The organism is Empedobacter sp. GD03861 (assembly GCF_029840885.1).
In the GTDB taxonomy this organism is placed as follows: Bacteria; Bacteroidota; Bacteroidia; order Flavobacteriales; family Weeksellaceae; genus Empedobacter; species Empedobacter falsenii_B.
This window is the reverse complement of the sequence record NZ_JAOCDJ010000038.1, coordinates 1-23,960: the sequence shown is the minus strand read 5'-3', so window position 1 is coordinate 23,960 and position 23,960 is coordinate 1. Positions and strand designations below refer to the sequence as shown.

13 protein-coding genes are annotated in these 23,960 nt (G+C 32.1%); 4 read left to right on the top strand and 9 right to left on the bottom strand.

Going from position 1 to position 23,960, the window contains the following annotated elements; translation table 11 throughout:
- Positions 1-199: 199 nt before the first annotated feature.
- The 5 genes from N5D03_RS12755 to N5D03_RS12735 all read right to left on the bottom strand — a co-directional run bounded on the left by N5D03_RS12755 (position 200) and on the right by N5D03_RS12735 (position 8,582).
- Positions 200-1,147 carry a HipA domain-containing protein gene (locus N5D03_RS12755; protein WP_280049559.1) on the bottom strand — a complete coding sequence of 316 codons (948 nt, stop codon included), beginning with the start codon at positions 1,145-1,147 and terminating at the stop codon, positions 200-202.
- Complete coding sequence (locus N5D03_RS12750; protein ID WP_221857121.1) at positions 1,144-1,470, bottom strand: HipA N-terminal domain-containing protein; 327 nt, start codon at positions 1,468-1,470, stop codon at positions 1,144-1,146. The genes N5D03_RS12755 and N5D03_RS12750 overlap by 4 nt, the downstream gene beginning before the upstream one ends.
- Positions 1,467-1,673 (bottom strand): helix-turn-helix transcriptional regulator, encoded by a 207-nt coding sequence (locus N5D03_RS12745; RefSeq protein WP_114999434.1) that lies wholly within the window; start codon positions 1,671-1,673, stop codon positions 1,467-1,469. Before N5D03_RS12745 ends, N5D03_RS12750 begins: the two co-directional genes overlap by 4 nt.
- 1,301 nt (positions 1,674-2,974) lie before the next feature.
- Positions 2,975-4,219 carry an efflux RND transporter periplasmic adaptor subunit gene (locus tag N5D03_RS12740; RefSeq protein WP_280051870.1) on the bottom strand — a complete coding sequence of 415 codons (1,245 nt, stop codon included), beginning with the start codon at positions 4,217-4,219 and terminating at the stop codon, positions 2,975-2,977.
- 1 nt (position 4,220) lies between these two features.
- Complete coding sequence (locus N5D03_RS12735; RefSeq protein WP_280051871.1) at positions 4,221-8,582, bottom strand: CusA/CzcA family heavy metal efflux RND transporter; 4,362 nt, start codon at positions 8,580-8,582, stop codon at positions 4,221-4,223.
- A 786-nt stretch (positions 8,583-9,368) separates the two neighbouring features.
- Here N5D03_RS12735 and katG point away from each other — a divergent pair.
- Positions 9,369-11,588, top strand: coding sequence for a catalase/peroxidase HPI (gene katG, locus N5D03_RS12730; protein WP_280051869.1), 2,220 nt, complete (start codon positions 9,369-9,371; stop codon positions 11,586-11,588).
- 72 nt (positions 11,589-11,660) lie between these two features.
- On the opposite strand, the gene N5D03_RS12725 is transcribed toward katG, so the two are convergent.
- The 3 genes from N5D03_RS12725 to N5D03_RS12715 all read right to left on the bottom strand — a co-directional run bounded on the left by N5D03_RS12725 (position 11,661) and on the right by N5D03_RS12715 (position 19,513).
- Complete coding sequence (locus N5D03_RS12725) at positions 11,661-14,009, bottom strand: BamA/TamA family outer membrane protein (RefSeq protein WP_280051868.1); 2,349 nt, start codon at positions 14,007-14,009, stop codon at positions 11,661-11,663.
- Positions 14,006-19,054, bottom strand: coding sequence for a translocation/assembly module TamB (locus N5D03_RS12720; protein ID WP_280051867.1), 5,049 nt, complete (start codon positions 19,052-19,054; stop codon positions 14,006-14,008). The genes N5D03_RS12725 and N5D03_RS12720 overlap by 4 nt, the downstream gene beginning before the upstream one ends.
- Positions 19,055-19,291: 237 nt before the next feature.
- A complete protein-coding gene (locus N5D03_RS12715) occupies positions 19,292-19,513 on the bottom strand; it encodes a hypothetical protein (RefSeq protein WP_038336897.1) in 222 nt (73 codons plus the stop codon).
- Between the two features lie 139 nt (positions 19,514-19,652).
- Here N5D03_RS12715 and N5D03_RS12710 point away from each other — a divergent pair, with 139 nt between their 5' ends.
- Positions 19,653-19,979 carry a hypothetical protein gene (locus tag N5D03_RS12710; RefSeq protein WP_125349744.1) on the top strand — a complete coding sequence of 109 codons (327 nt, stop codon included), beginning with the start codon at positions 19,653-19,655 and terminating at the stop codon, positions 19,977-19,979.
- A 40-nt stretch (positions 19,980-20,019) separates the two neighbouring features.
- Here N5D03_RS12710 and N5D03_RS12705 read toward each other — a convergent pair whose 3' ends face one another.
- Positions 20,020-21,087 (bottom strand): patatin-like phospholipase family protein, encoded by a 1,068-nt coding sequence (locus tag N5D03_RS12705; RefSeq protein WP_280051866.1) that lies wholly within the window; start codon positions 21,085-21,087, stop codon positions 20,020-20,022.
- 78 nt (positions 21,088-21,165) lie between these two features.
- Between N5D03_RS12705 and N5D03_RS12700 the strand changes: the two genes are divergently transcribed.
- Together N5D03_RS12700 and ccoG are read left to right on the top strand one after the other, a co-directional pair.
- A complete protein-coding gene (locus tag N5D03_RS12700; protein ID WP_280051865.1) occupies positions 21,166-22,047 on the top strand; it encodes a helix-turn-helix transcriptional regulator in 882 nt (293 codons plus the stop codon).
- A gap of 416 nt (positions 22,048-22,463) precedes the next feature.
- A complete protein-coding gene (gene ccoG, locus N5D03_RS12695) occupies positions 22,464-23,918 on the top strand; it encodes a cytochrome c oxidase accessory protein CcoG (RefSeq protein ID WP_280051864.1) in 1,455 nt (484 codons plus the stop codon).
- Positions 23,919-23,960: the final 42 nt, after the last annotated feature.

Below are 23,960 nucleotides of genomic sequence, written 5' to 3'. Positions count from 1 at the left end.
TAAAATAGATTAAGCTATGAATAAAAAAGTTATAGAAAGATACTGCATTTAGAATGCTCAGGGAACGGTTTTCTTGGTGGCTGAGGTTTTCGAAGTCACATTTTACGATCTTTTCCTTTCGAGTGTTTACTCTTTTCCCTTCGAGTGCCTCATGGAACGTGTTTTCTTGGTGGCTGAGGTTCTTGAAGTCATACTTGCTCTAATTATTAGAACTAAACAATTTATTAAATCTAGTGTTCAATGTTTCAATATACGCTTGTTTAGTATCTTTATTTAAGAAGCTAATCTCCACAAAATCGATCCATTTTAGTCTAATTTTGATGAATCTTTTGTAAATAGATTCTACTGATTTATTAGGTATTTTTAATGTTTTCGCTAACTGATTGAAATCTTCTATTTTTAATCTATTTTTTTTACCATTAATTGTTAATGCAGATTCTTCCTTATCATCGGGAATTAATAACAGTGTATTCAATAAATCGTAAGCTGGAGATAATTCGTATTCATTGAAATCATTTTCGATTAATGAATAGTTTTTAAGATGCATATCAGCATTTGCAGTCAAGTAATTAAATAAAACAATTTCAAATAATTTTTGAGCTTCAAATCCACTATTTTTAGTTAGTTGATAGATTAATTTTCCGATTTTTTCTATTGATCCTCGATATTTATGTTCCGTTAAATTTTCAGTCAATTGACAAAAGTCTTCAACAGCAATTTTATCTTGATTTTTTCGATCAAATCGCTTTGTTAAATAAGCCAATTCACCTGATTTAAGCCGAATAAGTGTGTGTGTTGCTGTTTTTATTTTTACCAATTCCGCTAAATGCATGGTTAAGTCTTCATTTTCGGGTAAGTCGATATATTCTTTTGAAGCAGGTTTTAAAATATAATTTCCTTCAAGATCCACAATTGTAAATCTCGATTGTTTATTTATATCGCTTATAAGATTTAAAGATAATTTTGGCTGTACACCTGTAACTGCAACACTTTTTACAATCAACTCTTTTGCTAATTCTTCTAATTGTTTGCTGTCAAAATCAATTGAAGGAGGATTTATTGAACCAAATATTTTTTTAGAACATTTAGAATGAAAATCAATTTCATTTTCTGCTAATTCTTTGTAACAACTAAGGCATTTTATCATAATTCTTCATTATTTGAAATGATAGAAACAGCTCCAATACAATCTTTGCAAAGGGTTAATAATAAACCAAAACGATCTTTAGAATTTAATTTCCAATTTTTTACTGCAATATTCAAAAGCCAACCTTCTGGTATTAATCCATCAAAAAAAGGAAATAAAATTTTACTTTCATAAGAATCTTGTTGTTTTGGAAGCGTTAAACTAATTGGTTTCGATTCCAAATTATTCAAATATTCTTGATCGTATTTAAAAATATAACCATTTTCATTTTCAGAAATTGTTCCTGCAAATTGATTTTTATAATAGACTAAACCTTTTCTCATTGCTCAATTTTATCAATTACACCAACTTCAGAACCAAATAAAGCTAAAACTTGATTAACTTTATCTAACCTTACAGAAGGTTTTCCTTGTTCTAGTTCACGAATAAATCTTAAACCAACTCCAGCTCTCTCAGCCAATTCAGGTTGTGTAAGTTTTAATCTTTTTCTTTTTTGTTTGATAAATTCTGCAATTGATTGATTCATATTATACCCTTTGAGGTATAAATATAGTCATAATTTTTATTTTATACCCAAAAAGGTATAATATTTATTTAAACGTAAGTATTATACCTTTTAGGGTACGATTATTTCTTTGTGGCTGAGGTTCTCGAAGTCACACTTTTACGATATTTTCCTTTTTAGAACTCAGGGAACGATCTTTTGGTGGCTGAATTTTTTGAAGATAAAATTCTATTCTCGATACAATTTTTCTTCATTATTATTTCGAAAAATCACTCGAACTGACGAATTTTAATTAAGACGTATAACAAATGGATATAAACTAAATTTTAACCATACTGAAAACCTTTTCTTCTTGATAGTTTGATCTTTTCCCTTCGAGAGCCTAGGAACAGGTTTTTCTTGGTGGCTGAGGTTCACGAAGCCACATTTTTACGATCTATTCCCTTCGCATGTTTGATTTTTTCCTTCTAAAACCTCAGTGACCATACTAAAAGCGAATTTGAATATTGGAAAAGAATGACGAAAACGGTATTAAAACACACACGTTAAGAAAATGTTTGAATGAAACTTAAAAAGGTATTCTTTTTTACGCTTGTTTCAATGGATTGAAGCTCGTCTGCAAATCGTTAGTCGACTCTAAAATCCGTTGATAAAAGTGATAACGAATCTGAATTAGAAAAAAGGATTAGAAAAATCCGACGATTTAGAATCGAAATGCAATTTAACTCTAAATCATTGGAATAAAAAAAGTTGGAGTGTCTGAGTGGAGCGAGTTGCCAACTTTATGTAAATAATTTAGCAAGTTGAATTACCTGAGCCATACCATGGCTCCTCCTTTTAATTTCAAATGTTTTTTTGGATGAGCTTCCCCGAAGGGTATATGAATACCGATAATTAAAATAGATAAGCTATGAATAAAAAAATGAAAGGAAGATATGACAGAAAAGAATATTCACCACATAGATACATAGAACCTGGATGTAGAAAATAAAGAGCAATAGAGAAGGTAAATCTATTACACATAGTTAGTAGATCGCTATGTTTCAATTTGTTGAATTATACAATCTCTAAAAAAGTGACAAAAGATTTCTCGATACCTCGAAATGACATATTGAATGCGATTCTGAGACAAGCCCAGAATGACAGCTAGATGATAAGCTTTGATGAATATCATATCATAAAAAAGTATTTGAGATTTTTGAATTACGAATTAAATAGTTACTTATTTATTACAACTACTAAAAAGTCCAATAAACATATTGTTTATCGGACTTTTTATTGGAAGTTAGTTAGGGGAACAACTCAATTTATTTGAATTGTTTTTAATGTCCGTGATCGCCAGAATTACTTAATTTAGCATTAACGAAAAAGGCTCCTTTTACAACAATCTGTGCAGTTGGATCAATTTCATTTACGGTTGTAATAGCTGTGTAACCCATATCTGAAGAACCTTTTACAACCTCGATTTTTTCAAAGTTTATCGATGTTTCATTTTTATGTTCTTTGTTCTTTTCGTTCGGATCTTTACTTTCTTCATCTGTATGCTCTTCTACTTTTTTGTTTGTTTTGACAAAGATGTAAAATTTACCATCCGCTTCTACAATTGCATCATTGGGAACAGCAGGTGTAGAGGAATTACTTAAGCTTACGGCTCCTGTAATATTCATTCCATTTATCAATCCAGATTTATTTCCTCGTACTTTGCTATGTACTGCAATGGTTTTACTTTCATTTTCGAAAGAAGAACCAATGCTGTAAACGACTGCTTCGTAACTGTTTCCTGGATTATTTGTTAATTCAAATTGAATAACTTGACCAACTTTCATTTTAGGTAAATCTTTCTCGAAAACTTGTAAATCTAAGTGAATAGAACTGTTATCAATGATTTCAGCGACAGGAGACGAGACATCTACATAACTCCCTATTTGCGCAATAATTTTACTTACTGTTCCACTAATTGGTGCTGTAATTACCATTCCATTTTTCAAATTTGCATTGGTTACTTTAGAAGGATTAATTCCCATCATTTGAAGTTGACGAGATAAAGATGCTTTTTGAGAACGTAATGTTTTCAATTCGGCAGAAGAGTTCTGAAGATTCTTTTTTGCACCAGCATCGTTATCAAACAATTCTTTTTGTCGTCTAAATTCTTGCTCTGCATAGGTAATTCGACTCAAAACAGTTAAGTATTGCTCTTGTGTAATAATAAATTCTGGGTTTGAAATTGTCGCAATTACTTGTCCTTTTTTGACATACGAACCTTCCTGAATTGGCAATGTTTGTATTACTCCACCAAACATAGATGCAACACTTGCCATATTGCTATTCGGAACATTCAAAAGTCCATTTGCTTTAATCATAGCCGTTAGCTCCTTTACTTCAATAGTTCCCAGTTTTACACCAACAGCCTTCATTTGTTCTTCTGTTAGCGTAGCAACTGTTTGTGGCGCTTCTTCGTGCTCAGCTTTTTTTTCCTCGATTGGTTGTTCCGTTTTTGTTTCTTTGGTACAACTACTTAGAAATAATATGGCTAACACGCTATAGATAATGATCTTTATTTTTTTCATTTTATTGATTGATGATAGAATTAATATTGACAACAGTTTGATTGACTTGTTGTATCGATTCAAGATATTTTAATTGAATATCCGTTGCGGTTTGTAAGGCAAAAAGATATTCGACATACGAAATTTCACCAGTTTTATAACCCAATTGAGCTGCTTTTACAATTTTTTCTGCATTTGGAATGGCTTGGTTTACATAATACTCATATTGTTCCCAATCTTGTTGATATTGATTAATTGAATTATCAAGTTGAATCGTTAACTGTTGTTTTTGAAAATTGGCTGTTTCTTGAATGGCTTGTTTATCATATTCCAAAGCTTTGATTTTTGCCTTTGTAGCACCAAACGTTAATGGAATTGCTACACCAAGGTTTACTGAAGTAAAACGATCAAGGCCATTGTAATATCTTTCCACGCCATTTTTTTCGTGCATTCCAATCATCGATAAACTGTTTACACCAACTGAGAATTCTGGTAAACCTTCGGCTTTTACGACTTCTTTGTTTCGTTCCGTAATTTCTATCTGTTGGTAAAAAGCTTTAATCGTCGGATTATGTTCAATTGTAGAACCGTCTAAAATCCCAGTCAATTTTAATGGAATATAATTCGTCTCTTTGGTAATTGTAAAACTCTCTTCGGTATTCAATAATACGTTTAGATTTTTGTACGCATTTGCTAAATACACTTTGTTTTGTTTCAGCAACAAATTGATTTCTCCTTGCTGTGTTTCTGCCGTATTAATTTCGATTTTCTTAATATCACCTGCACTAAATCGAACCGAAGCAATTCGAATAAATTCTACATAAAGTTTATTTAATTGTTCGAGTTGATTATGGTTATATTCTAAATATTCGATCTGATAGAAATAGGTTCTCACTTGTTTCAACAATTCGTTTGTTGTTACTTCTTTTTGTATCTTCTTGCTATTTACTTCTGATTCTAAAACTGCCTTTCGATGTTTAAAAATCGTTGGAAATGGAATACTTTGAGAAATGGATAAACCATAATCAAATTTTGGACTCGCATATTGCCCAAGTTGTGCTTCCACATTTAATTTTGGTAATTCATTTGCGGTTCCTTTTAAAGCTTCACTTGATGAAATACTTCGTTCATTTGCTTTGATTAATGGATTATTTTCAATTGCAATTTGTTGAGCTTCTTGAATATTAATTGAACGAGTTTGCGCTTGAATAGATTGTCCCATCAAAAACATTCCGATGACAAGGAATGGAAGTGAATTTTTTGAATTCAATTTTATTTTCGGAAGTTTTGAATTAAATATTAAATATAACATTGGTAATACAAATAAGGTTAAAAAAGTAGCTGTGATTAATCCTCCAATGACAACTGTTGCTAAAGGTTTTTGAACCTCGGCACCTGCGCCTGTGGAAATTGCCATCGGTAAAAATCCTAACGATGCAACTGTTGCTGTCATTAATACTGGTCGTAATCGGATATTGGTTCCTTCCATTATTCGTTTTAGAATATTTTTTTCTCCTTCTTTTTCTAATTGATTGAATGTTCCAATTAAAACAATTCCGTTTAAAACAGCGACACCAAATAATGCAATAAAACCAATTCCGGCACTAATACTAAATGGCATATCACGAATAATTAATGCAAAAACACCTCCGATAGCACTCATTGGAATTGCTGTAAAAATTAATGCAGCTTGTTTGAATGAATGAAATGTGAAATACAATAACATGAAAATTAATAATAAGGAGATTGGTACTGCGATCATCAAACGTTGACTAGCTGCTTGTAGATTTTCGAACTGTCCTCCATAGGTGAAATAATAACCAGAAGGCAATTTGATTTCATTGTCTAATTTTGTCTGAATATCTTTTACAACTGATTGTACATCACGATCTTTTACATTGAAACCAATTACAATTCTTCGTTTTCCTTCTTCGCGACTAATTTGTGAAGCACCTAATTTATAACTCACTTTTGCCACCTGAGAGATTGGAATTTGATTGCCAGAACTTGTAGGAATCATTAAATTGTTAATGTCATCAATGCTTTTTCGATGCGCACTATCCAATCGAACAACCAAATCAAAGCGTCGTTCATTCTCGAAAACTTGTCCAGCTGTTTTTCCTGCAAATGCTGTACTCAACATATCATTTACATCTTTGATATTTAATCCATAATTTGCCATTCGGATTCGGTCATATTCAACATTAATCTGAGGCAAACCACTTACGCGTTCCACTTGTGGCGCTGTAACACCTTCAACAGATTGAATTGCTTTTGAGGTTTTATCTGCATAATAAGAGAGAGAATCTAAATTTTCGCCAAAAATTTTGACAGCTACATCTTGTCGAATTCCTGTCATCAATTCATTAAAACGCATTTGGATTGGTTGATTTTTTTCAAAGAAAACACCAGGAATAACCTCTAGTTTTTCCATCATTTCATCACCTAATTCTTCATAAGAAATGTTACGTTTCCATTCGTCCTTTGGTTTTAGAACCACAATCATATCTGTTGCTTCAGGAGGCATAGGATCTGTAGGAACCTCAGCGGAACCTGTTTTACCAACGACCATTTTTACTTCATCAAATTCTTTTAAAATACGAGAAGCTTGCATGGATGTTTCTAAACTTTGGGTTAAGGAACTTCCTTGTGGTAAAATACAGTGAAAAGCAAAATCACCTTCTTGTAATTGTGGAATAAATTCGCCACCCATATTTCTGAATTGAATAATTGATACTGCAAAAATTGCAACAGTAATACCAACTAACCAATATTTGATTCGGATTGCTTTTTCTAATAATGGTTCATAAACTTTATGGATTTTCACCATCATTTTATCTGAAAAAGAAGCTTTGAGAGTAGGCTTTTTTGATAAAAATAAAGCACTCATCATTGGGATGTACGTTAACGAAAGAATCAATGCGCCTAGAATTGCAAAGCCAACTGTTTTAGCCATTGGTGTAAACATTTTTCCTTCTACACCAACCAAAGTAAGAATAGGAATGTAGACAATAAGTATGATGATTTCCCCGAATGCGGCTGAATTTCTAATTTTTGAAGCTGAAAGAAAAACCTCTTCATCCATTTCTTTTTGGGTTAATCGATGCGTTGATTTTCTAAGCCCTAGATGATGTAAAGTCGCTTCTACAATAATAACTGCTCCATCGACTATCAATCCAAAATCAATAGCTCCTAAACTCATTAAATTCGCACTCACACCAAAAACATTCATCATTCCTAATGCAAATAATAAGGATAGAGGAATGGCAGATGCAACGATTAAACCAGCTCTTAGATTACCAAGAAAAATAACCAATACAAAAATGACAATTAATGCACCTTCGATCAGATTTTTTTCTACTGTTTTAATTGCACGATTTACTAAATTCGTTCGATCAAGGAAAGGCTCGATGACGATATCATCTGGTAACGATTTTTGAATTGTTGGTATTTTTTCTTTAATTAGATTAACTACTTCATTAGAATTCGCACCTTTTAACATCATCACAACACCACCAACAGCATCTACTTCACCATTGTAAGTCATTGCTCCGTATCGTATGGCATGTCCTAGTCTTACATCAGCTACATCTTTTATAAAAATAGGAACAGTTCCCGTCGCATTTTTTATAGGAATTAATTTTACATCATCTAAAGAAGTTACCATTCCAATTCCTCGAATAAAGTAAGCATTTGGCTTCTTATCGATGTAAGCTCCTCCAGTATTTTGATTATTTTTTTCTAAGGCATCAAAAATATCCGATACACTAATTCCCATTGCGCGTAACCTATTCGGATCTAAAGCAACTTCGTATTCCTTCAATTCTCCACCGAAACTATTGATCTCAGCAACACCAGGCGTTCCGTTTAATTGTCTACGAACAATCCAATCTTGCATTTCGCGCAATTGTTTTGAATTGTATTTTTTCTCACTTCCCTTTTTAGGATGTAAAATATATTGATAGACTTCTCCAAGACCAGTACTCACAGGTGATAATTCGGGAATGCCAACACCTTGCGGAATGTCTTCTTGTGCTTCTTTTAATTTTTCGTTGACTAATTGACGCGCAAAATAAATATCTACATCTTCTTTAAACACTACCGTAATCACAGATAAACCAAAACGAGAAATACTTCTTGTTTCTTCGATATCAGGAATATTCGCAATACTTTGCTCAATTGGAAAAGTGACCAATTGTTCTACTTCTTGACCAGCTAGAGTAGGGCTGACCGTAATAATTTGGACTTGATTGTTGGTAATATCGGGTACCGCATCTATTGGCAATTTTGTTGCGCTCCATACGCCCCAGATAATCCACAATACAGTCATAATTCCAATAACAATTTTGTTTTGGATACTAAATTTTATGATTTTATCTAACACAGATAATTTGATTAATTGCATTAACATTACCCACTTATTATCAAAATAAATGAGCACAGAAAAGTGTTGACTTCAATTTTATATCAATTGAAATCAATGTGTAGACGAAAAAAGAAATCGTCTCGTTAAGCAATATTTATTTTAGGAGGTTGCCAGATATCGGCATACAATTGGTTTTGAATTGTATTCTTTTTGAATTGTATTTTCTTGGAAGTATTTGGTTCAAAAACTTTAGGAGTTTTTAGTAATCGTGTAAATTTCATTGATGAAATTGTAATTTGACAACAATTACAAACGCACAAAGGACTACATTGATCTTTATGATCTGAATTATCTTTCTCACTATGCACCATAGAAACTTGCGTTCTATTAGTATTTGTGTCTTGACATGGCACAAATGATAGAACATTAACATATAATGCAATTATGAGAATTATAAATTTCATTGTTACAAATGTATAAACATTTTTTTGACTATAATAATTTTACGATGTTAAGATATATTGAAGTTAAGATTGAAAATTTCTATGCATTGATATTATGTGAAATGTAGTTTTATCTTGATACAGATATAAACTTAAAAGCTAGAGGATTCTCGAAATCTCTTTACTCATTAAAAATAAACGAATCAATTTTTATAATATAATTAATAACTATTTAATTTACATTCTATATAAAATAAATTGATTGATTGATAAAACAATTTGATTTTTAATTGATAAGACAAATTGCTATATTTATGATATTTACAAAACAAAAGTATTAAACATAAAAAAAAAAGTATTCATGGAGAATCAAGGAGGTGATATTTCAAAATGCCCTTTTCACAATGGTACAATGTCAAAACCAGTTGCAGGAGAAGGAACACAAAATCAACATTGGTGGCCAAATCAATTAAAAGTTGATATTTTACGCCAACATTCAAATAAATCGAACCCAATGGGGGAAGATTTTAATTACGCCGAAGAATTTAAAAAATTAGATTTAGAAGCGGTTAAAGCTGATTTAAAAGCTTTGATGACTGATTCTCAAGATTGGTGGCCAGCAGATTTTGGGCATTATGGCCCATTTTTCATTCGTATGGCATGGCATAGTGCAGGTACATACCGTGTGCAAGATGGTCGTGGTGGAGCAGGTGAAGGACAACAACGTTTTGCGCCGCTTAACTCATGGCCAGACAACGTTTCGTTGGACAAAGCGCGTCGTTTAATTTGGCCTATCAAACAAAAATATGGTAATAAAATTTCATGGGCAGATTTAATTATCTTAACAGGAAATGTAGCCTTAGAGTCGATGGGATTCAAAACGTTAGGTTTTGCTGGTGGTCGTGCTGATGTTTGGGAACCAAATATGGATGTATATTGGGGTTCTGAAAAAATTTGGTTAGAAGAGAGTGGTGGTCCAAATAGCCGTTATTCTGGTGATCGTGATTTAGAGAATCCGTTGGCTGCGGTACAAATGGGATTGATTTATGTGAATCCAGAAGGTCCAGATGGTAATCCAGATCCTTTGGCTTCGGCACGCGATATTCGTGATACGTTTGCGCGTATGGCAATGAATGATGAAGAAACATTGGCGTTGATTGCTGGTGGTCACACTTTCGGAAAAACGCATGGTGCGGCTTCGGCTGATCATGTTGGCCCAGATCCTGAAGCTTCTGATTTGGAAATGCAAGGTTTGGGTTGGAAAAACTCGTACGGAACAGGAAATGCAGGTGACACAATTACATCAGGTATTGAAGTAACTTGGACAAGTAAACCAACAGAATGGTCAAATTTATTTTTAAGTTATTTATTTGGTTTCGAATGGGAATTAACAAAATCTCCTGCAGGTGCTCATCAATGGGTAGCAAAAGATGTAGGCGAAATTATTCCACATGCGCATGATGCTTCAAAAAAATTAAGACCAACGATGTTGACTTCGGATATTGCGTTACGTACAGATCCAGCATATGAAAAAATTGGACGTCGTTTCTTAGAACATCCACAAGAATTTGAAGATGCTTTCCGTAAAGCATGGTTCAAGTTGACGCACCGTGATATGGGACCAATTTCTCGTTATTTGGGTGCAGATGTGCCAAAAGAAGTGTTTATTTGGCAAGATCCGATTCCGGCTGTTACGCATGAATTAATTGATGAGGCTGATATTGCTGATTTGAAAGCGAAAATTTTAACTTCAGGATTATCTGTTTCAGAATTAGTTTCTACAGCATGGGCATCTGCTTCGTCTTTCCGTGGATCTGACAAAAGAGGAGGTGCAAATGGGGCACGTATTCGTTTGCAACCAATGAAAAATTGGGAAGCGAACAATCCAATTCAATTGAATAAGGTTTTGACAACTTTAGAAAATATTCAACAAGAATTTAATTCAGTTAATTCTTCAAAACAAGTTTCGATTGCAGATCTAATTGTTTTAGGAGGAAATGCAGCGATTGAAAAAGCAGCAAAAGACGCAGGAAAAACAATTACTGTTCCGTTTACAGCTGGTCGCGGAGATGCAACTCAAGAACAAACCGAAGTAGAATCTGTAGCATATTTAGAACCACTTGCAGATGGTGTGAGAAATTACCGAAAAAATACAAGAAAATCTGTTTCGACAGAAGAATTGGTGATTGATAAAGCACAATTGTTGACCTTGACTGCACCAGAATTAACTGTTTTAGTTGGTGGAATGCGTGCAATGAATGCAAATTATGACGGTTCTAAACATGGTGTTTTTACAGATCGTCCAGGTGAATTGACAAATGATTTCTTTGTGAATTTATTGGATATGGGTACTGTTTGGAAAGCGACTGATGAAACGAAAGAAATCTACATGGGATCTGATCGTAAAACAGGAGCACCTAAATGGACAGGAACTCGTGCAGACTTAGTATTCGGATCAAATTCTGAATTAAGAGCTGTAGCTGAGGTGTATGCTCAAGAAGATGCTCAAGATAAATTTATCAACGATTTCGTTGCTGCTTGGAATAAAGTAATGAACGCAGATCGTTTTGATTTGAAATAAATATATGATTAAATAAAAAAAATGAGCGTCCATTGTGACGCTCATTTTTTTTATTTTTGCTTTACGCTTTGCTTAGAACGGATATCCAATGGCAATATTCAAAATTAAATTATCTTTTCGCCATGCTTTATCTCCGAAATCAATCTTATCAAATGTCCATCGATCATTTTTTTCATAATATGGGACACGAAGCGGTGTTGCTAAATCTAATCTTAATACTAAAATATTAAAATCAAGACGTAATCCTAAACCAGCTCCAACGGCTATTTCGTTCATAAAATCTTTTGAGAATTTTGCACCAGGACGTGTTTCATCTTCGTTGATTAACCAAATGTTTCCAGCATCAACAAACAAGGCGAGATTAAGAAAACTGAATAACTTTTGTCTAAATTCTGCATTTACTTCTAATTTAATATCACCCGATTGATCATAAAAGAAATTTGCATTTTGATTGCGTGGATCATAACTTCCTGGTCCTAATGTTCGCGCTCTAAATGCACGAATACTGTTGCTTCCTCCGACAAAGAATTGTTTCGAGTAGGGAACAAATTCTGAATTTCCGTACGAATAAGCGATGCCACCAATAAATCGTGTGGCAATTGATGATTTATCTGAAAATTTATGATAAAAACGGAAGTCGTGTTCCATTTTTGCGTATTGACTAAATGGAATTTTGAAAATCTTTTTTTCCTTGTCTTTTTTTACATTTGCACCTGTAATCAAACCAGTTAAATTTCCCGCTAAATCGACAGATCCACGGTAGTAAAATGTGCTTTTTCGTGGTAACATCGTGGTTGTATACGTGTATGAATATTGTGGTCCAAAGATTAATTGTTTGTCCACTACACGTTTTAAACTTGGGTTGATGATATTTCCAATTGAATCGTAAATCTTGCTATTGTATTCGTCTGTTACTTTTTCTGGAAACAATAAAGTCGCACTAAAAATCTTTAAATTATATTCTTTTTGCGCATTCTCTTTCCAAACGTAACCAAATGACGTATTGAAATTATGTAAGGTATATAATTTTGATCTGTTTTGATATTCGTATCCAATTTCAATATTTGTTCTTGGTACAAATGCACTCGATGAATGAAATTTGAAAGGTGCTACAATTCTTGGAATCGAAAGTTGCGTATTAAAACCAGCTCTAAAAATGTTGTTGGCATCTTTTTGCCCTCCTAATTGCATATCAAAAGCACCATATAAAGCCATTTTAAGCTGTTCTGCTCCTTTAAATATATTTCGATGAGTCCAGTTCAAGTTTAATTCACCACCGCCGTAATTCGCCGAATTTGTTCGTCCTAAAACTTCTAATCTCAATGATTGGAATTCGCGTGGTGTTAAGGTATAATACACATCAAATTTATTATTAATAGAATCAGAGATCACGAAATCATTTTTCACAAATTTGAATACACCCAAATTAATTAATCGATTTAGGGTTAAATTATGATCTGCTCGGTTGTAAATATCTCCCGTTTTAAAATATAACGCACGGTCAAAAACTTTTGGTTTGAAACTGTTTTTAGAATCGACCATGTAAAATCCATTTTGCTCATACTTCGCTAACGAATCGTTGTTCATAGGCATTTTATAGATTCCTTTTCGCGCTTCTCGAATGTTGTAATCTGGGAAAACAATTACTTTGTCAATACTATATTGTTGTTTGGCTTGCTCTGGTGTCTTATCTTTTAACTTTACAAAAAGTTCAACATCTTGCTTATTCGTAACTGTACTATCCGCCTGCACAATGATGTTATCGGGATGAAAATAATAGTAACCATTTTCTTTCAGACGTGCATCTATTCGTTCTCGTTCAGCTTTAATCACATCTAAATCGAAAGGTTGCTTATCTTTCAGCAACGTATTTGCTTGTGTTTTTTTAATTTCTTTGTTGACCGCTAAAGTGGTATCTTTTGGGAAATTAACTTGGTTGATGTAATAACGTTTGCGGGGTTGCAAGACATAATGTACTTCCGCTTTTTTGTTTTTACTTATTGTATCATCTTGTGCTTTGGCATTGAAATATCCTTTGTTTTCTGAATAATTGACCAGAATTTTTTTATTGAATTCGATGTCTACATCTCCCAATAAAACAGGTTTTTCACCCACTTTATATTTTAACCAATATTTCAGTCCTTTTTGCTTTTTAGGTTCGCTGGTGATGTTGTAAATGTACAAACGCGGACGAAGTCCAAAAAAACTTGAATTAGGTTTAGGAATGATATTTTTTTCGAGATTATCTTTTAATTCGGATTTGTCGATTTTGCTTAACGAATCGCCTTCTATTGTTAATTTAGAGCCCGTGTAAAGCATTTCACCTTCTTTCAGAAAACGTGTATTGCTACAAGAAGAAATACCTAAAATAGAAATTGAACAAGTTATAAATTTGATATAGGTTAAAACTGATTTTTTCATGGTTTCACTTCTTGATTTTGTGTATTTCTATTTGCTCTGTTCGTTCTATTTTTTCTTCTTTTCTCGAAAATTTCTTTGAATTTATTATAATCTAATGTGATAATAAATCCAACACCTGTTTCTACAATTTGTCCTTGTAAAGCGACTTGGTATTCATCTTTTCGATAAGCTCTCAACATGTATCGACCATCACGCGATAAACTATAATCAATTGTGATATCGCCTGCAATATTGGTCATGTTTTCATTTTCTCGTGCATCACCATCTAAACCAAAATTACTTCCAACCGAAACTTTCAATCGGTCGTTTAGCAATCGTTTGCTTACTGCAACATTCAGATCAGTACGAGTATTTTTAGATCCCGAAGAGTAATCATCTTGCGTATCTAATCCCAAATCGATATCAATTCCTTGAATTAAATTATCCGCCAAATTATTCAACTGTTGTGACAAAATATTACTCACACTTTGTAGCGCCATTGTTTCTGCGGAAACACTTGTTTTACTTTCGAATGGATTTTCGCCAATAAAACGATTCAATAATAACAAGGCAAATACTTGCTTGTTCATTTCGGCTTCATCATTTTTCAACTGATCCAATTTCGATTGTGTATTTTCGATTACCGCAGTTGCAATGGAAGGATTGTCTTTATCCATTGAAATATTGAATTTAATATCAGGTTTTAATAATTCACCTTTTAAAATTAATTCAGTATTGAACGGAATTCGTTGTTTGTACATGTTCATTTCTGCTGATGAATAACCTGAAATTTGTTGTTCGATTAAATCAATGGGAGCAGCTTTTGTTTTGTAAATCGCCGTAATGTCTAAATTGGCTGTAGTTGGCTCACCAGTCCATGTAATGGTACTTCCTTTCTGAATATCAAAACGACGTTTTAACAAGCTTACCGAAAGTTCGTACGCACCTTTTTCTACTTGATAAACGCCAACCAACGTCATTTTTCCTGAAGGATCCATTCCGCCTGTTAATTCTGCTTCACCTTGTATTTCAACAAAATCTCCGTTTGCTTTGTCGATGATAATAGATGTTTTAGCTTCTTTACTAATTTCAATATTGACACTTACATCTAACCCTTTTATTTTAGATTCGGCTATTAATTCATCTGTTTTAATCGTTTCTTGAAGCGCCACTTGATCTTGATCGATAAATTCGACAATTCCTTCGCGCTCTTGTAAAGAAGGTGAAGATTGTGGTAAAACAAATGTAAAATTTGTGTCATCAGTTACGGTTAAACTTCCGTTTACTTTCGGTAAATCTAAGTCACCTTTTATCGTTAAGTTTGCATTAACAGCTAACTTTCCGTACATGATGGCGTCGTTCGATTTTTCTGAATTTACCACATTGAAATCTCGTCCATTTGCTGTTAAATTGAAGGCGAAGTCACGGTAAGTTTCCGTTAAAATTTCTCCTCTTATCGTTAATGAATTACCATCATTGTCATTAATTTTGAATCGATTGAACTCAATTCCTTTGTTCGTGAAATCAATCGCGTCATCAATTTTTCTGAAATTACTTCCTGTTTCAGCAATCGTTAAACCTACTTGATTAAATTTCACCTGACCTAAAATGCTCGGCTTATCCATTGTTCCAACGATTTTTAGATTTCCAGAAATATAACCTTCTGTATCTTTGATTCGATTCATTGTAAATCCTTGCACTGATTTCATTTCTAATCGATTGATATCTAAAGCTAAATCAAACGCACTTTCTTTGGTATTATAATCTCCAAAAATCTTCATGTTGTTGCTGTTTCCATCTAAGGTAATATCAGCGTTAATCATGGTTGGAGAAGTGTTTTGTACTTTTGCTATAATATTTCCAATAGGATTTCCGAAAGCTTTTAAATCTGAAACGGTCAAATCAGCATTGAAGGTCATTTCTTTGTTTAAATCTCTAATTTGAGCTGTTCCATTGATTGTTCCTTCGGCAGGTAAATCATCTTTTTTAATGATTTCTGCAATGGTTTCAATTTTGAAATCTTTGATGGTAATATTCAGCGGACTTGTTCCTTTTTCCGATTCAGATTGTAATAAAATTTGACTTCCATTGTTCATCAAACTGAAATTATTCGCCACAATTCCATCTTTTCTCAACTGAATTAAATTTCCTTCACCAACTTGCCATTGATCGTAGTTTAAAACCAATCCATTCGGATTTAGACTAATTTCCGTGATGTCGTTTAGTGTTTTTAGATTTCCAGCCACCAAAAATTGCGTCGCATCTTTTGCATCCTTCGTAGAAGCGTTATAATTGATGATATTGTTTGTAATATCACCATTCAAATCAATTTTTTGTAATTGAAAACTCTCGCTTTTTAACGCATCCACATTCAACGAATACAACAAGGCTTCATTTTGGTTGGATAGTTTTAAAACTCCGTTGTTAATTGTATTCGTTCCATACGTTAAATTCGGAATTTTTCCATCCACATTGATTTGTTTTGAATCGGCATCATAAGTTGCGTCAAGAGTTATGGTTTCGAAATTTTTCAAATCTGGAACAAATCTTCGAATCAACTCGTCATCTTTAATTTTTGCATTCAAAGTAAAGAATTGATGAGGTTCTATTTTTTCGTCTTTATTCGGTTTCTGAAATTCATAATATTGGTTAATCGTTGAAGTTAGCGAACCAAAAATTTGTGTCAATTTAAATTTTCCTTTCATATCCAAATCGGCCAATTGCGACGTCAAATTAATTTGATTTGAATCAGCAGTTGAAGTCGCAATCAAGCTCACTTCTTGCATTGGAAAAATATCTTTTGTATTGGATAATGCAAAGTTTTTTAGATAAAAATAACCATTTAAATAATCTGGATTTAAATCAGCAAAATTGGCATCAATTTCTCCTGCAACAATCATCGGTTCGTTGTAAAAACCAAGTTTTTGAACATCTAATTTGACAATATTTCCGTTCAATTTTACATCAGATAAATCTTTTTTGTACACACCAGAAGCAGTCAAATTAAGATTCGCGTTTGGATCTTTTGAGAAAACATGCGCATCAAACGCTCCATGATTCACTTTTGCATCGAGTGCAATATTTTGATAAGTATAGTTGTTGTAATAAGCTGATGAAACGGTTCCCGAAAGTTTTGTAACCATTTTTTCAGGATTAAAACTTGTTCCAATAGCGTTAATTTTTCCTGTTATTTTACCTAAATCTTTGTTGCTAATAAGCGTTCCTATATCCAAATTTTGTAGATCTGTTTTGACATTATATTTCTCTGCATCCTTTTTTTGCATGTCCAAAATCGCATCAATTTTCGCATTTCCTAACGTAGAATTGATTGCCAATTGTGTATTGATAATTTCGGTTGTTCCTTTCGCTTTTCCTTTGACAGAAAGCTTTGAAGGAATTCTAATGTTATTTGGAATAGTATTTTTCGGAACTAAATTATAAATCGTTTTTGATGATGTCGAAAAGTTTTTGATGTTTAAATCATAAAATAAATTCTTCGGATTCATCGCATTTTTCACTCTTCCAGAAGCCGAAAGTTGCAAATCATCTAAACCAGAAACTTGTAAATTATTAATCAATAAATCGTTTACTTTTCCTTTTACATTGGTGTTAACACTTAGAATGGCGTTTGGATATTTATCGAAAGGCATTGTATTTCTAAGCGTTGGTGCAAGATTTAGAATATCTGCAAAACCAATTTTTGAGTTTTTGATATTCGCATTGACTAGAACATTTTCTGGATGAGAAGTTAACTCATTAATTGTATTGTAGTGCAAAATAACTTCGTCACGAAGAATAGTTCTTGGTGTTTGTAAATAAAGGTTTTTCAGATACGCTTGTGTATCTGCGTACAAGAAATTTGTTGTCAATTTCTGAATATTCAATCCTCTTGATTCCTTTATTTCTGCACTTTTTACTTGTCCAGCAAATGTGCTATTTTTCATTTCGAAATCGCGCAAATCAAGATTTAATTTAGAAAAATCCAAATGATTAAAATCCATTCCTTGTGCTGTTCGACGTTCTGCAGTATTGTTGTATTTTACTTTTACATTTTCAAATTTCGTTTCGTTCAAAACCAAATTCATTGGGGTTGAAGAAGTAGATGAAGTGGAAGTAGAATTGTTCGAAGAAAGGAATAAATTCGCTTCGATATCAGCGTCTTTCAACAAAATATTTTCGATGTCGAAAATTGAATTTTCAAGATCAAGTTTATTGATTTTCGTTTCGAATTCGTTTAAGTTAATTTTGGCAAAAGTCTTAGAGTTTTCATCACCATAATTGACTTTTATATCATTCAAATTAATTTTGTTTAATGCAATTTGAAGAGGGTTTTGCTTAGATTTTGGATCAATTTTATCAACATTATTTTCTTTGATTTTATTAACCATTTTTTGATCAAAATCAACCAACAAACCATTCACTAAAATATCATCAACCGCATAAGAATTTTGTTGTAAATCAAGTTTTTTAACACGCGTTTTGAAATCTTTGAATTTGACTTTAGCAAACATTCCAGAAATATCATCACCATAATCTACTTCAAAATTGGTTAAATTAATTCCGTTCAATTCAATTTTCATTGGCTTTTGATCATTCAAAGAATCTACTTTTTCTTCTACTTTTTTCGCAACTTCTTTTACAATATCTTGTTTCAATTTTAGTTTTAAACCATCCAAATTGATATCGCCAATTCCATACGAATTTTGCTCTAAATCGAATTTTTTGACACGCGTATCAAATGAATTTAGATAAACTTTGATGTTATTTGCCGCTTGCTGATCATTGAAGGAAACATTAATATCATTCAGTTTTATTTTATCTAACGAAATGATAAATGGCTTTGAAGGACTTTCGTCTTTTTCGTCTGTTGCAAAAGCATTGATAATATAATTGAAATTGAATTTTCCATCTGGTTTACGAATAACATTCGCGTGAACACCATTTAAATCAATAGATTTTATATCGGCTTTACTTTTGGTCAATTGCCAAATATCTAAACCAACGTCAAATTTTTTGACCGATAAAAGTGTGTCGACATCTTGTCCTTGTAAAAAAAGATTTTCCATGACCAAACTGTTTGGAAAATCGATATAAATACGATCTAATTGAACTTTTGTATGTATTTTATTTTCGAGGTAATTAACTAATTTATTTTTTACAAAATTTTGTACAGCAGGAAACTGTAAACTAAAAATTGCAATGGTCAGCAATAAAATTATTGATAAAAGCGTAAGAGAGAAATATTTGAGTATTTTTTTTGTATTGAATTCCAATTGGTTAGATTTTATTCGTTTTAGTTGGATTCAAGATACAAATTTCCTACAAGGATAATACCAGAAATGTACTTTTTCATACATCGTTTTACCATTTTTGGAAACAATCACAACTCCATTAAAAGGAAATGAATGTTTTGAACGGATAATTTTTTCGAAGTCATGTTTTAATTTCGCGTTTTTTTGCGCAAAAATTGGTTGACAAATAAGGCAAATTAATCCTAAAGTCAAGATTTTTAGAAGAGTTTTCATTTTTGTGTTTTGGCTAATGTAAAAGTAAAATATTATCTGTTTTGAAATTGATAATATTTTAAAATTCTCTTAAAACTTTTTAATTTTCATTGGTAAAACCAATATTCTTTTATTAAATTTGAGTCAAACAATTGAAGCTATGAGAAGAATTTTTTTTGAAAAAGATAGCCACAAAGACTACTTATTTGTTATAATTGATCACGAAAGAGAATTGGATCAAATTTATAAAGTAGATAATTTTACTGACGAAACTGGACGTGAATATGTGTACACCTTGATTGGAGAACGCAAAAAACTGAATGCAGATTTGTTGAAACCACATGTTGTTGCGCTAGAGAATGGGAGTTACACGAATTACAATGGAGAGGGAATTGTAACAGATTGTCATGCGTGTTTAGAAAGTATTGTGGATAATAGAGGATTGAATAGAGAACAAGAAATATTTGTTTATGTTCGAAATAAATAGAAATTACAAAAGGCTTTGAAATTTTACTCAAAGCCTTTTTTTATGAGATTTCAATTTGATTGAAAATTAATTTTTGAACGACTTCATCCAAATGTTCTTTGTGTTTTGCGACATAATCATTGGCAACGTCCAATAATGTTTTAATGTTGCTGTTGGAAACATTTCCTAAATCCAATGCAGATTCTGGAATTTCAGGATTAAATCGATAATAATTTTGTTGATATTTTGGCTTCAATAAAGCGAACATGCTTCTCATTTCCTGATCGACCATATCAACGCCAGTCGAAATAAAAATGTCTACCAAAGGATCTACCCATTTCGATTTTGAAATTCCTGTTAAATGTTCGTGTTTATATGATTTTGCACGTGAACCATTTCCGAGAGAAATGATAATAAATTCTTGTAAAGGTGCTGTTCCATTATATTTTAATTCATCTTTGAAATATTTATTAAAATTTATTTTTTGCGTTTCGATAAAGCCAACAAAAGTTGGATTGTTTGCAAAAACACCACCATCAATGCAACTAAATTCTTGATCAGCGAATGATTTTATTTTTGCAGGTTCAAAATAAGTTGGCGCAGCTGATGAAGCACGGCAAATATCTTTTACATAGAAATTTCGGAAAGGAGAGATTCCATCAATCGAATTGAAAATTTTTGGTTTTTGATGCTCAGTATCATAAGAAACTATTGCGCAAGGACGAATCAAATCTTTTAACTCTGTCTCTCCAAAAACGATTTTTAATTGCTCTTCCAATACAAGTGTTGGTAAATTATCTTTTAGCACACTCAACGGATTATTGAGAATTGTCCAAAATGTTTTTGAGAAGATATTTTTCCCTTCACCTAAATAAATATTCAGTGCATCTGTGATCGAGTGTTTTGCTCTTTTTGGATTTTCGGTAGAAGGAGATAATAACAAAGAAGCGATTAAAGCGCCAGTACTTGTACCTGCAATAAAATCGACATAATCGCCTATTTTGGCATTTTCGTCATGAATTTTCTTTAATTTATCTTCGATGTATTTTAAAATGACACAAGATATAATTCCTCTAATTCCGCCTCCATCCAAAGAAAGTAAGACAATTTTTTTCTCTTTAAATTCCATTTTTGATGTTCTATTGTTTAAAGTTAAACTTTTCCTTTTAAATATTCTTTATTTTTACACTTGATAATTTGTTTCAAAATGACCAAAAAACTTTTCCCAACATACGATATCTGTAATCTGAATACCGAAAAAAATAGCAATGAGTTGTTTTCCATCGATCATTTTAGAGGTTATGTTGATAGTAATCCTCATTTGCAGGAAGTTCACAGTCATAATTATTACCATTTGGTCTATTTTACAGAAGGTAGCGGCGAACATTTGATCGATTTTGAGAAGTTTGAGGCAAAATCTGGAACAATGTATTTTATGAAACCGGGGCAAGTGCATCAGTGGTATTTTAAGGAAGAATATGATGGATTTGTCGTAAATTTCTTTGATAATTTTTTTGATTGGATTGGAATTAATTCTTCTATTTTACAAAAGTTTCGATTTTTACAATCTATTTTGGTAAAAGATCATGTAGTCGAAATTTTGCCAGATTTACAAGAAAAAATTGCAAATTATTTTGAAGAAATGATTCAAGAAAATCATCAGGATAACCAATTCTCGAATTTAAAAATTGGTTTTCATTTGATGAATTTATTTATTGATATTGAACGAAGTTTGGAAGCTGTAAAAATTAAAACAAGTGATTATCAATCGGTGTTGTTGAATAATTTTCAGTCGCTTATCGATCAAAATTTCAAGACCAAAAAATTACCGAAAGAATATGCCGAATTGTTGTACATCACACCCAATCATTTGAACGCGTTGTGCAAAGATATTTTGGGAACATCGGCAGGTGAATTAATAAGAAGTCGCATTGTTTTAGAAGCAAAACGTTTGTTGGTAAATAAAGAAATTTCGGTCACTGAAATTGCGTATTTACTCAATTTTCAAGACGCATCATATTTTGTGAAATTCTTCAAAAAATACACAGAGTTTACGCCCGAACAATTCAGAAAACAATATTACGCTTAGATTAATTATTATTATATCGAATAGGAATATTAAAATAGATTTTTAAAGGATTTTCGTTAATTAATTAAAGCAGGTTTTATTTTGGATAATCTTTCTTCAACATCATGACTCAATTTCATGTTAAAACATTCTACGTAATTATCTGTTTTTTCTTCACATCCTGGATAAATTGCGAACTGAGTCACATTTTTTATTGTGTGTATTTTTTGTGAAAAAGTAAAAGTACAAATACAAATACAAAATACTAGTAGCTTTAGTAAGTTTCTCATAATAGGTGGTTTATGTTTTTGTTTGGTAAATATTTATAAATTAATGATTTATATCAATCTGTAAATATTACCATAAATACCATAAATAGTGCCAAGCTCTAACCTGATTGTAACGGTAAATTTGCATAGATATTAAGTAGAAGGTATATGAGTGATATAAAACAAGATTCAACGCAACTTGGTTTTGAAAAAGAGAATGAGCAATTCAGAACAGAAGTCGCAACAATGGATAAAAAAGGAACTCGAAAATGGGTGTATGCGAAGAAACCTTCTGGGAGATACACTAATTATCGAACAATTGTTTCCTCAGTTCTATTGCTTTTATTAGTTGGGTTACCCTTTATAAAATTACCAAATGGAAATCCTATTTTCAAATTTGATGTGTTCAATACGAATTTCATTCTTTTTGGTTATCCATTTTTTACAACAGATTTTTTCTTACTTGCTTTCGGGATGATTGTAAGTGTGGTTTTTATTATATTATTTACGACTGTTTATGGACGATTGTTTTGTGGATGGTTATGTCCGCAAACAATTTTTATGGAAAGTGTTTTTCGTAAAATTGAGTATTGGATAGAAGGTGATAGAAGCAAACAAATTCGTTTGGATAAACAAGATTGGAACGAAGAAAAAATTTTGAAAAGAGGAGGAAAGTGGACGATATTTTACATTATTTCGTTTTTCTTTTCGAATATATTTTTGGCATATATCATCGGAATGGATGAATTAATCAAAGTAATTACCGAAGGTCCATCAGAGCATGGTGGTTTATTATTCGGAATATTTATTTTTAGTGTTTTATTTTATTTTGTTTTCGCTTGGTTTCGTGAACAAGTTTGTACGTTGGTTTGTCCTTACGGAAGATTTCAAGGAGTTTTGATTGATAAAAAAACAATTCAAGTTTCGTATGATTTCAAAAGAGGTGAAAATACAAACGGACGCTCTAAATTTAGAAAAGGAGAAGATCGAATTGCTGTAGGAAAAGGTGATTGTATAGATTGTGGTCAATGTGTAGCGGTTTGTCCTACTGGAATTGATATTAGAAATGGTTCGCAATTAGAATGTGTAAACTGTACTGCATGTATGGATGCTTGTGATGATATTATGACGAAGATTAATCTTCCGACAGGATTGATTCGTTATGCTTCTGAAGAAAATATCGAACAAGGAAAATCATTTAAGATTACTGCAAGATTAATTGCTTTTACATTTGTATTGGTTGCAATGATAGGAGCAATGACGGTGTTTATGTTAAATAGAAGTGATGTCGAAGTGAAGTTTCTACAAGTTCCAGGAAAAGATTATGTCGTAGAAGGTGATTATATTATTAATACAATGCAATACAGTTTGATGAATAAAACCAACGAACCATATAAATTAGTTGTTCGTGTAAATGGTTTTAAAGGTGGAAAAACTGTTTTGTTAGTAGAACCAAATCAATATATACAAATAGATGAAGGAAAATTAAAGCAAGGTTTAATAGATATTAAAATTCCTAAAAGAGAACTGAAATCTTACAAAGTTCCAGTTATTTTAGAATTAAAAGATTTGAAGGGAAAAACCATCGATCATTATACGATTAGTTTTATGGCTCCTTTTTAGTTGAATTAAAAACGTCTTACATTTTGTAAGACGTTTTTTTTT